The sequence below is a fragment of the Fretibacter rubidus genome (assembly GCF_041429785.1).
Lineage (GTDB): Bacteria > Pseudomonadota > Alphaproteobacteria > Caulobacterales > Maricaulaceae > Fretibacter > Fretibacter rubidus.
The window spans coordinates 645,917-658,119 of the sequence record NZ_CP163423.1 but is presented as its reverse complement, the minus strand read 5'-3'; the positions used below and the strand labels follow the sequence as shown (position 1 = coordinate 658,119).

15 protein-coding genes are annotated in these 12,203 nt (G+C 50.9%); 1 reads left to right on the top strand and 14 read right to left on the bottom strand.

Going from position 1 to position 12,203, the window contains the following annotated elements; genetic code table 11:
• Positions 1-5: 5 nt before the first annotated feature.
• The 10 genes from rplB to AB6B37_RS03090 all read right to left on the bottom strand — a co-directional run bounded on the left by rplB (position 6) and on the right by AB6B37_RS03090 (position 8,741).
• Positions 6-842, bottom strand: coding sequence for a 50S ribosomal protein L2 (gene rplB / locus AB6B37_RS03135; protein WP_371397450.1), 837 nt, complete (start codon positions 840-842; stop codon positions 6-8).
• A 9-nt stretch (positions 843-851) separates the two neighbouring features.
• On the bottom strand, positions 852-1,148 hold the full coding sequence (locus AB6B37_RS03130) for a 50S ribosomal protein L23 (protein ID WP_371397449.1): 297 nt from the start codon (positions 1,146-1,148) through the stop codon (positions 852-854).
• Positions 1,145-1,765 (bottom strand): 50S ribosomal protein L4, encoded by a 621-nt coding sequence (gene rplD, locus AB6B37_RS03125; protein ID WP_371397448.1) that lies wholly within the window; start codon positions 1,763-1,765, stop codon positions 1,145-1,147. The genes AB6B37_RS03130 and rplD overlap by 4 nt, the downstream gene beginning before the upstream one ends.
• Entirely contained in the window at positions 1,765-2,508 is a 744-nt protein-coding gene (rplC, locus tag AB6B37_RS03120; protein WP_371397447.1) for a 50S ribosomal protein L3, read from the bottom strand. The genes rplD and rplC overlap by 1 nt, the downstream gene beginning before the upstream one ends.
• Positions 2,509-2,513: 5 nt before the next feature.
• Positions 2,514-2,828, bottom strand: a complete 315-nt coding sequence (gene rpsJ, locus AB6B37_RS03115) for a 30S ribosomal protein S10 (RefSeq protein WP_371397446.1) — start codon at positions 2,826-2,828, stop codon at positions 2,514-2,516.
• A gap of 107 nt (positions 2,829-2,935) precedes the next feature.
• The gene (tuf, locus tag AB6B37_RS03110) at positions 2,936-4,111 is read right to left on the bottom strand and encodes an elongation factor Tu (RefSeq protein WP_371397445.1); all 1,176 of its coding nucleotides are present in this window, start codon (positions 4,109-4,111) and stop codon (positions 2,936-2,938) included.
• Between the two features lie 59 nt (positions 4,112-4,170).
• Entirely contained in the window at positions 4,171-6,255 is a 2,085-nt protein-coding gene (gene fusA, locus AB6B37_RS03105; RefSeq protein WP_371397444.1) for an elongation factor G, read from the bottom strand.
• A gap of 24 nt (positions 6,256-6,279) precedes the next feature.
• Positions 6,280-6,750: a 30S ribosomal protein S7 gene (gene rpsG, locus AB6B37_RS03100; RefSeq protein WP_371397443.1), complete on the bottom strand. Its 471-nt coding sequence runs from the start codon at positions 6,748-6,750 to the stop codon at positions 6,280-6,282.
• 12 nt (positions 6,751-6,762) lie between these two features.
• Complete coding sequence (gene rpsL / locus AB6B37_RS03095; RefSeq protein ID WP_371397442.1) at positions 6,763-7,134, bottom strand: 30S ribosomal protein S12; 372 nt, start codon at positions 7,132-7,134, stop codon at positions 6,763-6,765.
• Positions 7,135-7,484: 350 nt separating this feature from the next.
• Positions 7,485-8,741, bottom strand: coding sequence for a dipeptidase (locus AB6B37_RS03090; RefSeq protein WP_371397441.1), 1,257 nt, complete (start codon positions 8,739-8,741; stop codon positions 7,485-7,487).
• A 168-nt stretch (positions 8,742-8,909) separates the two neighbouring features.
• Between AB6B37_RS03090 and AB6B37_RS03085 the strand changes: the two genes are divergently transcribed.
• The gene (locus AB6B37_RS03085; RefSeq protein ID WP_371397440.1) at positions 8,910-9,143 is read left to right on the top strand and encodes a DUF5710 domain-containing protein; all 234 of its coding nucleotides are present in this window, start codon (positions 8,910-8,912) and stop codon (positions 9,141-9,143) included.
• A gap of 17 nt (positions 9,144-9,160) precedes the next feature.
• Here the strand turns inward: AB6B37_RS03085 and AB6B37_RS03080 are convergent, their stop codons facing one another.
• The 4 genes from AB6B37_RS03080 to AB6B37_RS03065 all read right to left on the bottom strand — a co-directional run bounded on the left by AB6B37_RS03080 (position 9,161) and on the right by AB6B37_RS03065 (position 12,157).
• A complete protein-coding gene (locus AB6B37_RS03080; RefSeq protein ID WP_371397439.1) occupies positions 9,161-9,475 on the bottom strand; it encodes a hypothetical protein in 315 nt (104 codons plus the stop codon).
• An 80-nt stretch (positions 9,476-9,555) separates the two neighbouring features.
• Positions 9,556-9,684 carry a hypothetical protein gene (locus AB6B37_RS03075; RefSeq protein ID WP_371397438.1) on the bottom strand — a complete coding sequence of 43 codons (129 nt, stop codon included), beginning with the start codon at positions 9,682-9,684 and terminating at the stop codon, positions 9,556-9,558.
• 698 nt (positions 9,685-10,382) lie between these two features.
• Complete coding sequence (locus AB6B37_RS03070) at positions 10,383-11,423, bottom strand: acyltransferase family protein (protein WP_371397437.1); 1,041 nt, start codon at positions 11,421-11,423, stop codon at positions 10,383-10,385.
• A gap of 2 nt (positions 11,424-11,425) precedes the next feature.
• On the bottom strand, positions 11,426-12,157 hold the full coding sequence (locus AB6B37_RS03065; RefSeq protein WP_371397436.1) for a PepSY domain-containing protein: 732 nt from the start codon (positions 12,155-12,157) through the stop codon (positions 11,426-11,428).
• Positions 12,158-12,203: the final 46 nt, after the last annotated feature.

The following is a 12,203-nucleotide window of genomic DNA, read 5'->3' as shown; positions in this document are numbered from 1 at the left end:
GGCCCCTACCGTTTCTTCTTCGCGTGGCGCGAACGAATGATAAATTTGTCGGTAGCCTTATTGGAACGCGTACGCGCGCCTTTTGTTGGCTTACCCCAAGGTGTGACTGGGTGACGACCACCCGATGTCCGGCCTTCACCACCACCGTGCGGGTGATCAACCGGGTTCATGGCCACGCCGCGAACAGATGGGCGAACGCCAAGCCAGCGTTTGCGGCCCGCTTTACCCAAATTGATGTTCATGTGATCCGGGTTAGACACCGCACCAACAGTGGCGATACAGTTCTGGTGGATCATACGCATTTCGCCAGATTTCAAGCGAACCTGCGCGTAACCATCAGCACGACCGACAAGCTGAGCATAAGTACCCGCAGACCGTGCGATTTGCGCGCCCTTACCAGGCTTCATTTCGATATTGTGAATGATAGTCCCAACAGGCATCGCGCGAAGTGGCATACAGTTACCAGGTTTCACATCAGCTTTATCAGCCGTGATGATTGTATCACCCTCGGCCAAACGCTGCGGCGCAATGATATAAGCTTTTTCGCCGTCTTTATATTGAATAAGGGCCAAAAACGCTGTGCGGTTTGGATCATATTCCAGGCGCAGCACTGTCGCTTCAACGTCACGCTTTGTGCGTTTAAAATCAACAATACGGTACAGGCGCTTATGTCCCCCACCGATGCGGCGAGACGTGATGCGACCACGGTTGTTACGACCACCCGATTTGCTCAAGCCTTCTGTCAGGGACTTTTCCGGGCGACCTTTATGGAGCTCAGAACGGTCAACCTGCACAAGCGCGCGGCGTGACGGGCTGGTTGGATTATATGTCTTTAAAGCCATATCTTACCCCTACAGACCAGTTGCGATGTCAATTGTGTCGCCGTCTTTCAACGTGACAACGGCTTTTTTGACATCTTTGCGACGACCGGCAATACCGCGGAAGCGCTTGGTTTTGCCTTTGATTTTGATTGTATTCACAGCCACAACAGTGACGGAAAACAACGCTTCAATGGCGTCTTTGATTTCGGGCTTGGAGGCGTCAATAGCGACTTCAAACACGACTTGATTATTTTCAGACAAGATTGTGGACTTCTCGGTGATAACCGGGCTGACAATCGCATCATAATGACGGGCTGCTACACTCATTTCAGGCGAGCCTCCAAATCTTGGACGGCTTGCTTGGTCAGAACCAATTTATGACGCTTTAGAATGTCATAAACATTGGCACCCTGACTAGGGAGCACATCGAGGTTAGGGATATTGCGAGCGGCTTTGGCGAAGTTTTCGTCCAATGTCGCGCCGCCAACAACAAGACCGTTCGTCACGCCAAGCGCCTCTAGCGACTTGCGAAGATCAGCCGTTTTTGGCGCCTTTAGAACCGCATCATCAATGATGATAAGCTCTGAACTTGCGACTTTCGCAGACAAAGCATGCTTAAGAGCCATTGCGCGCACTTTTTTCGGCAAATCAAATGAATGATCGCGTGAGCGTGGGCCGTGCGCTTTCGCACCACCACGGAACTGCGATACAGACCCGTTACCGTGACGCGCTGTACCGCCGCCTTTTTGGTTGCCGATACGCTTTGTTGTCTTGGACACATCGCCGCGCTCTTGCACTTGATGTGTGCCAGAACGGCGTTTGGCCAGCTGATACTGCACCATGCGGTGCAAAATGTCTTTGCGAGGCTCATTTCCGAACACGCCGTCATCAAGATCGACAGAGCCGGATTTCTTACCCGCTAATGTTTGAACGTCGAGTTTCATTACTCTTCCTCACCTTTTGACTTTGGCGTGTCAGCTTTCGCCTTGGCAGGTTTCGCCGCAACAGGTGCCGCACCAAATTTACCAGGCATAGGCAAATCAGACGCCTTTACACCTTTGACCGCGTCGCGCACTTCTAGCCATGTGCCCTTGGCACCAGGCGTTGCGCCTTTAATCAAAACGAGACCGTCATCAGCAAGAACACGCGCCACCTCAAGGTTTTGGTTCGTTTTGCGAACCGCACCCATGTGACCGGCCATCTTCTTGCCCTTAAACACTTTACCAGGATCTTGACACTGACCTGTAGAACCGTGCGAACGGTGAGAGATAGACACACCGTGCGTCGCGCGCAAACCACCGAAGTTGTGACGCTTCATCGCACCCGCAAAACCCTTACCGACCGTGATACCCGCAACGTCAACTTTTTGACCTGGTACAAAGTGATCGGCGTGTAACACAGAACCCACTTCAATCTCGTTACCCGCATCTACGCGGAACTCGACTAGCTTTTGCTTTGGTGTGACGCCTGCTTTCGCAAAGCGCTCGCGCTCAGCTTTGGAGACGCGCTTTACTTTCGCTTCACCCGCACCCAGTTGCAGCGCGAGGTAACCGTCGCGCTCTTGTGTTTTATGCGCAACAACTTGGCAGCCTTCTAGCGCCAACACTGTTACAGGGACGTGGTTTCCAGCATCGTCATAGACGCGGGTCATGCCCAATTTTTTAGCAATGATACCTGAACGTAACATAGTCTCTAGGCTCCCAGCTTGATCTCGACGTCAACACCAGCGGCCAAGTCGAGCTTCATAAGCGCGTCTACGGTTTGTGGTGTTGGGTCGACGATGTCGAGCATGCGTTTATGCGTGCGAATTTCAAATTGCTCACGCGACTTTTTATTAACGTGCGGCGAGCGGTTCACGGTGAACCGTTCGATGCGCGTTGGCAACGGAATCGGACCGCGCACAGTGGCGCCGGTGCGTTTTGCGGTTGAAACGATCTCCGCTGTGGAATTATCCAGAATGCGGTGATCAAAGGCTTTCAGCCGGATACGAATATTTTGACTGTCCATAACTTTATCCAGTTTTTACCCGAGTAAACGCGGGTGGTCCGATTTAACGCTGTCAAACAACTTGTAAGGAGCCGCCTATACAGCGGCTCCGATGAAATTTAAAGGGCTTATTCTGTGATTTTTGCCACAACGCCGGCGCCGACTGTGCGGCCGCCTTCGCGGATCGCAAAGCGGAGCTTTTCTTCCATCGCGATTGGCACGATAAGCTCGACATTGATGTTCACATTATCACCAGGCATCACCATTTCTGTGCCTTCGTTCAAGGTCACAACACCCGTCACGTCTGTTGTACGGAAGTAGAACTGTGGACGGTAGTTGTTAAAGAACGGCGTGTGACGGCCACCCTCTTCCTTGGTCAGGATATAGGCTTCGCCTGTAAACTTGCTGTGCGGCTTAACAGAGCCTGGCTTACAAAGCACTTGGCCACGCTCAACGCTCTCGCGGTCGATACCGCGGATAAGTGCGCCGATGTTATCACCCGCCTCACCGCTATCGAGCAGCTTGCGGAACATTTCAACACCGGTACAGGTCGTTTTCTGTGTGTCCTTGATGCCCACGATTTCAATCTCGTCGCCAACTTTAACAATACCACGCTCAACACGGCCCGTCACAACAGTACCGCGACCAGAGATAGAGAACACATCCTCAATCGGCATCAAGAAGGCGCCGTCAACAGCGCGCTCTGGCTGCGGGATATATTCATCAACAGCGGCCATCAGCTTTTTGATTGATTCTTCGCCGATCTCTGGATTTTCACCATTCATCGCCGCCAAAGCAGAGCCTGAAATCACAGGAATGTCGTCACCTGGGAAGTCGTAAGAGCTTAGAAGCTCACGGATTTCCATCTCAACAAGCTCTAGAAGCTCTTCGTCGTCGACCTGGTCAACTTTGTTCATATAAACAACAAGGGCTGGCACACCAACCTGGCGCGCTAGCAAGATGTGCTCGCGTGTTTGTGGCATCGGGCCGTCCGCTGCGTTAACAACCAAGATCGCGCCGTCCATTTGGGCCGCACCTGTAATCATGTTCTTAACATAGTCAGCGTGACCGGGACAATCGACGTGGGCGTAGTGACGCGCGTCCGTTTCATATTCAACGTGGGCCGTTGAAATAGTAATACCGCGGGCTTTTTCTTCTGGCGCGCCGTCAATCTGATCATAGGCTTTGAAATCACCGAAATACTTCGTGATCGCCGCCGTCAGCGTCGTCTTACCATGGTCAACGTGACCAATCGTGCCGATATTCGCATGCGGCTTATTCCGCTCAAACTTCTCTTTTGCCATCTTAGCTCTCCGTTCTCGTGTTGGAGTTAAATACTTTAATTAGGAAGCGCGCCCTAAATTTACGCGCCGCCTTGCTTGCTGATCACTTCGTCCATTACCGCACGCGGTGTGGCTGCATAGTGATCAAATGTCATTGTAAATTGCGCGCGACCCTGTGTGGATGAGCGCAAATCGTTCACGTAGCCAAACATATTGGCCAGCGGCACCATGGCGTTAACCACAACCGCGTTACCGCGCATTTCTTGCCCAGCAATCATGCCGCGACGAGAGTTAAGGTCACCAATAACGGGACCCAAATACTCATCAGGTGTCACCACCTCGACCTTCATCATAGGCTCTAGCAATTTCACTTTACCTTCAGATTTAATCTGACGAAACGCTGCCCGCGATGCGATTTCAAAGGCCATAACAGAACTATCAACATCGTGATAGGCGCCGTCGTAAAGCTCGGCTTTAAAATCGATAACCGGGAAACCAGCCAATAGACCTGTTTCGGCCATTGTGCGGATACCTTTTTCTACACCAGGGATATATTCCTTCGGTACAGAACCACCAACAATCGTTGATTCAAACTGGATACCCTCACCCGGCTCAAGCGGGAGAAATTTAATTTTCACGCGGCCAAACTGACCAGAACCACCGGACTGCTTTTTATGTGTGTAGTCAATATCAACAGGCTCGGCTAGCGCTTCGCGGTAGGCCACTTGCGGCTGACCGATGTTCGCTTCAACACCAAATTCACGCTTTAGGCGGTCGACCAAGATGTCCAAGTGAAGCTCACCCATACCCGCCATGATTGTCTGACCTGATTCTTCATCAGTCGACACGCGGAAGGACGGATCTTCAGCCGCCAAACGCTGTAGGCCAACACCAAGCTTTTCTTGGTCAGCTTTAGACTTAGGCTCAACAGCAATTTCGATAACCGGCGCAGGAAATTCCATGCGCTCAAGGATGACAGGCTTATTTTGATCACAAAGCGTATCACCTGTTGTCGTGCCCTTAAGGCCCGCAACGGCAATAATATCACCCGCATAGGCTTCTTGAATATCTTCGCGGTCGTTAGAGTGCATCATCATCATGCGACCCACGCGCTCTTTACGCTCTTTAACAGAGTTAAGAAGCGTAACACCTGTTTCCAACTTGCCGGAATAAATACGGCAGAATGTCAGTGTACCCACAAATTTGTCGTTCATGATTTTAAAGGCAAGCATGGAGAGCGGCTGATCATCAGACGCTGGACGCGTTGTGTCTTCGCCAGTTTTGGCGTCAATACCTTTAATCGCAGGAATATCTAGCGGGCTTGGCAGGTAAGCCACAACGGCGTCGAGCAAAGGCTGAACGCCTTTGTTTTTAAACGCTGTACCACAGAAGACAGGCACAACTTTGTTCGCAATTGTCGCCGCGCGCACAAGACGCTGGATTGTCTCGACATCGGGCATTGTGCCCTCGAAATAGGCCTCCATGACCTCATCATCCATCTCAGCGACAGCCTCGATAAGAGCCATGCGGTACTCTTCGACCTTATCGACCATGTCAGCTGGCACGGGACCCGTGTCAAACTTCGCACCAAGCTCGGCATCCTCTTCCCACGTGTAGGCGACGTTTTTAACAAGGTCGACCATACCTGTGAACTGATCCTCGGAACCAATCGGCAGCTGCATTTCAAGCGCGTTTCCACCCAAGCGATCCTTAACAGACTGAACAGAGGCGTAGAAATCCGCGCCGATTTTGTCCATTTTGTTGATAAAGATCATGCGAGGAACTTTATACTTATCAGCCTGACGCCAGACAGTTTCTGTCTGCGGCTCGACACCCGCATTGGCATCAAGAAGCGCAACAGCACCATCCAAAACACGCAATGAGCGCTCAACTTCAATCGTGAAGTCAACGTGACCCGGTGTGTCAATGATGTTCAGGCGCTTGCCAGCCCAGAAACAGGTCGTCGCAGCAGAGGTAATCGTAATACCCCGCTCTTGCTCTTGCTCCATCCAATCCATAGTGGCGGCACCGTCATGCACTTCGGCAATCTTGTGGTTTTTACCCGTATAATAGAGAATCCGCTCCGTGCAGGTTGTTTTACCCGCATCGATATGCGCCATAATACCAAAGTTACGGTAATCTTTAAGTTCGTAATCGCGTGCCATGATCGGTCTCTATTAAATTCGGGGTTACCAGCGGTAATGCGAGAATGCGCGGTTGGCTTCGGCCATGCGGTGCGTATCTTCGCGCTTTTTCACGGCAGAACCGCGATTGTTTGAGGCGTCGAGCAACTCACCAGCGAGGCGCTCACGCATTGTATTTTCATTGCGCGCGCGTGACGCGTTGACCAACCAACGGATAGCCAAAGCTTGGCGGCGGTCAGGGCGAACCTCAACAGGGACCTGATAAGTTGCACCACCCACACGACGAGAACGAACCTCGACCGCAGGCTTGATGTTTTCCAGCGCGTCATGAAAGACGCGGACGGGCTCTGTTTTCGCCTTGTCTTCGACGATTTCAAGCGCGCCATAGACAATCTTTTCAGCCGTAGATTTTTTACCATCAAGCATGATGGCGTTCATGAACTTAGCCAGAATCAAATCATGAAACTTGGCATCAGGGAGAATTTCGCGTTTCTCAGCGCGGTGACGACGTGACATATCTTATTCCCTCTATTTCGGACGCTTGGCGCCGTATTTCGAACGACGCTGTTTACGGTCTTTGACGCCTTGAGTATCCAAGACACCACGAAGGACGTGATAACGCACGCCGGGCAAATCTTTTACGCGACCACCGCGGATAAGAACAACACTGTGTTCTTGAAGGTTGTGACCCTCACCCGGTATGTAGCTTAGAACCTCAAAACCATTCGTCAGGCGCACTTTGGCCACTTTACGAAGGGCCGAGTTCGGCTTTTTCGGAGTTGTTGTATAAACGCGCGTACACACACCGCGCTTTTGAGGACACGCCTCTAGCGCTGGGACTTTGTTACGCTTGCGCTTGTCCTGCCGCGGCTTGCGGATCAGCTGATTAATCGTTGGCATATTAAACCTTTATTTGCGTTCGCGTCCCTGGATTGGGTCGGATGAACGCCTTCTACCTGCACAAAAAGCAAATACCCCCGCCGTTTCGCCGTGATAGTCACAGTCAACAACAGGCCATTTGCAACAAAACCACCCCTTGCGCCCCAAAACATTGGGCCACTTAGCGTGACAATTGATACTTTTTTCACTCTTAAAGGAGGTTTCTGCGGTCACCCACAGACAGCACCTTCATCAAGTAGGCGGCGTATACGCGGGGATTCTCGCCCCGTCAACAGCCAGAGTGTGGTTTTTTCACTGTCAATCTGGTGCGCTCACACGCAGCGATTATGATGCAAGATAAGACAATGCGCCTAGCGCCGTTTCGGCCCCGCGCGGCCGTCCTCTACCGCTTCCATAACGCGGAGAAGGTTCCCGCCCCATATCTTGGCAATGTCGTCTTCCGAATAGCCGCGGCGTTGTAGCTCTGCGGTGACGTTTGGTGTCTTACTTGCGTCTTCCCAGCCCGCGATACCGCCGCCGCCGTCAAAATCAGACGCGATGCCGACATGATCAATACCCGCCACGGTCACGACATGATCAATATGATCGACAAAGTCTGCCACAGAGGCCGGCGGGGCCAAATCATACATCGGTGCCAGCTTGACTTCATAGTCGGCCTTTTGCTCTGGGGTCATACCAAAGATTTGCTTGTCGCTCTCAAAGCCCATCTGCTCCCAAACGGACAGTTTATAGGCTTCCTGCTCTGGCGTAAGCGCTTTGACATAGGCATCCAGTGCAACCAGCTGCACAACCCCGCCATTATTCGCGAGGGCACGCAATTGCTCATCATCCAGATTACGCGCAGATGTCGCCACCGACATCGCCCCGCTGTGGGACGCGATAACGGGTACGCGCGATAGGGCCACAGCCTCCATCATCGTGGATTTGGCCGCGTGGGATACATCGACCATCACGCCGAGGTCATTTAATTTGGCCACTAATTGCCGCCCCAGCGGCGTCAAGCCGCCGTGCAAACTCTCTGGCTCGTCCCACTGTACTTTGGGGTTAGAGCTATCGCCAAATTGGTTATGCCCCATATGGGTAATACCGACATAGCGCACCCCGCGCCGTGCCCATAAGTCCAGTTTATTAAGGTCAGGCCCCAACGGATAAGCATTTTCCATGCCGATTAGAATCGCCTTTCGCCCCTCACCCACAATTTTGCGCACGTCCGCCGCCGTATAGGCCAAGCCGACGCGGTCAGGATATTTGATAATAAGTTGTTGAATGGCCCGGTAGCGCGTCTCTGCAATGCGGGCCGCGTCTTTATACCCCTGCCCTGAAATTTCCGTTTGCGGCGTATAGACGATCAGGAACATGGCGTCCAAACCGCCTTCGACCATTTTAGGGAGATCGACTTGCGCCTCTGTCTGCCACCCAGGGTCCACCGCCGTCATATAATCCAGCGGAATATCAACATGGGTGTCGAGCGTTAAGATGCGCTCATGCAAGCTTTGCTCCGTTTGGGGCGCGTCATTAACGCCGTCAGATTGGGGGGTCGTGTTTTGACACGCCGCCAACATCATCGTCGTAACAGCCGGTAATAATAGAACTTTGGTTAATCGCATGAAACAGCCTCCTTTATCTTAAATAGGGCGAAACGCCCTAATAACAATGCCGTCGCCTTTTGAAAAACCAACCTCACTCTTGCCGTAAAAATATGTTGACCTCATATTTTGTTCTTGTTATGTTCCACATCCCAATTAAAGAAAGCCCCCTTTGGAACGGAGACGATTATGACAAAACAATATTTAGATGTCGCCTATGCCGACCGCGACTTGGCTAAACGTCTTGGCGCACGCTGGGATCCATCTGTGCGCAAATGGTATTGCACCAAAGGGAGTGCCTTGGCGAAAATATTTGCATGGCGCGCAGCGCCAAAGCTATCGCCGTCACACCATAATGGAGGGCGCCTTCACGCGATGTCCGTCGCAACCAATGAAAATTTTGAATTACCCCTGGCGGGATAAACGGCAGAATTAGCAGCTTAGATAAATGAAGATGCTTTCACATGAATAAAATGACGCGGGATTTGCGCGCGGTTGTCTTTTAGATTATGTGCGGGCTGTTCTATAACCTCGCCGTCTTTATCTAATACAGTTATTTTTGTAGCGTCATTAAAGGACCCAAATCGCATGATGGCGACGGCAATAATGGCCGTTATTGCCATAAGCCCAATCCACCCCAATAACATCGTGCCTGATATTTTAGCACTTGGCGGTAAAATGTCTTTTTCAGTGTCATTGCTTGACGGGTCGTCATGGCCGTCTGTTGATTGCCCATATGCTGTTTCGTTCTCCATAATCATGCCTCCTTAACGTTATCAATCGTCAGATAAACGGTAAATTGGCGTAATATGATCCCGCTTCGCGCGGGAAATATCTATATGGCGGCGACGGCAATCGCGCCCATAGCTCCCATAAGGGCCACCCAACCTGCTAATAGGGCAAAAGATATTTTCACGCTGGTCGATAAATAAGGGGTGTTTTTAGATGCAGGTTCGGATGACATATCAATCTCCATTCAACGATTGCGTTAGGGCGAAATAGCCAACTGAACGCTCGAGTTTTCTAGAATAATTACGCACGGTATTTTCAGTTAGATTTAGAGACAGTTTTGCGTGTGCAAAGTGCCATTATTTTTGACGGTATATCCTTGCAGCGGACGTCCAGCGACCAGTTGAAATCACAAGCCCTTAACGGTCACTGGTAATGTTCGAGATTTTGCACTCACTAATGCCCGCTTGCCTCTGCCGTGACCTTCTCCGACTAAAATCGATTCCCCCTCCGGCGCGAATAGGATCGATGTTTAGGCTTCGCCTAACGTCTCCTAAGCCCCCCCCCCCCCTGAGCAGTCGAAAGATGAGCGGTATAAGATCGTCTAATGTAAAAAATCAGGATGTCCGCTTAGCCCTGTGAGTTCAACCAATCTTGTGCCGTGAGTGCGTGTCGAATAGTCAAAGTCGAGAGGGTGATATCGGATATTATCAGAACAATACGGACGAGTTCTGGTGATTTTTCAATATCTTATTATAAAGGTTCTTATCATGAAATATTCTGGTAAAATATGGCTCCGCAAGCAGGACTCATAAGAATCACAATAAGCTATAAATAACAGTTGCTTAGATAGGTGTCAAACGGTCTTTGGGGCACAGTTTGACCCCCATTTTGGGGCACGATTTTACCTTACAAAACTATAGCATACTATGCTCACCTAGAGACGCGAGACTTTAATCTAAGCGCAGGCTTCTCAATGACGTGCCATGACAGGCCCGCAAAGAGAATAAACAGAGGCGTCGAAATTGCCATAACTTCAAAAGGTCCCAAGCCGGGTATGAGAAACAAAACGGCTTGGATGATCGGATAGTGCCAAATGTATATGCCATATGAGTAATCCGGGAGTTTTAGTAGCGGCTTAAATTGACGGCGAGACAGGCCTAGCCTCAGCATAATTCCCGTGAGTAGCAGTGTTGCCAAGAGCTCACCGAGAAAGCCTGCCCCGAAAATAGCGAATAAGACTGCGATAACAGCAATACTCCACCAAGGCGGCCTACGGCCCGCTGGCCAATGCCAGAGTGTCATACCCAGTAAGAAACAGGTTGAGAGCCTGAATAGCGGCATAATCGAAGCCGGCAGGTTTGAAACGTCGGATAGAAGCGGAGCTAGAAAGTATATCCCGGCCACGCCCATAAGCATTAGGACAGTCGTCCAGAGTCGTTTCGCCAGTCCAACAAAGAATGCCAAAGCCGCAAGGACATATGCGGCCATCTCATATCTGATGGTCCAGAGAGGACCATTGAAGTCTTCTTCAAGATTGCCTGCAAAAATGCCTCCGGGAGCCCATTGTGGATCTCCCATGAGCAAAACCCGCAAAGCGTAAGACCAAGTATCAGGGGATGTTAAATTTACGAGGCCGCCGGGTTTTGAAAAGAGAGTCGAAAAAACCAGAACGAAGGCAACCATGATCGCTATCAGTGCGGGGTAAATTCTAAGAAGCCGAGAGGCGGCATATGATTTTAGATCGTTACGTGTTGCGAGGCTTTTCATAATAAGCAGACCGGAGAGAACGAAAAAACCGTTCACGGCCATATACCCACCTGTCCATTGGTGGATTCTGAAAGGCTCATAGCCCGTGGTCGTGAGCCAAAAATGACCAAGGGCAACAAGGCCTGCGAGAACCCACCGAATAGGCGTGAAATGATTATGACCAAATAAAGGATCGTTTGGTGCCGATGGAAGTGTTGAGACCATGATCAGGCTCCCGACTTTGAGTTGCGGCGACGCTTAAAGGCGCTACGAAGCCTGAGCACGACGAGCGCTAAGCCCGTTAGGAAGAAAAAGACTGCAAGAGATGCAACCGTTTTGATCCACCAAGAATTAAAGTTCTCGCGGTTGCTCCAATCCATAATGTGCAAGCCCCACATGAAATCAAAGGTCCGCCATAAACCTGTTCTGACAGCTTTGACCTCGGCCGTAGTGGCATCGACGTAAAAACTGGCAGCATCCGGTTTCTTGAAATCAATCCGCCAAACTGGTCCCTCACGCCCATATTCGCGCGGGGCTTTGTCTTGAAAGAAAGTGGCTGCAGTTTCCGTACTTCGCCCAGCATAGTTACTGACCGCAATTTGCGTGGCTAGCGCCTCATTCAAGGTTTCCCAGACAACACCGGATTTAGCGTCAAAGACTTGCGTTTGCTCTTCACTTGCAACGATATAAACGGGCTGATCATTGAGTATCTTAAGCGTGAGAGATTGCGGACGAAGCGCGTGTTTTGAAACGATGTCTGACGGGCCTAAAATATCTAGGTTGGGCGAGACAATGGGCGAAGAGATTTCGGCCCGTAAATGCGTGCCCCGGACTTGATCAATTGGAAAAAGGGTCATGAACAGACCGGAGATGAGCCACAGCCCTAATTGCAGACCAATGCCAATGCCGAACCATAAATGAAGCTTGCGCAAATTTCGGTTTAATATCGCTTTATTCATTAAGCCCTCCCCAGACCTCTAAATTGGGCCTGCGACGTAATTCGCA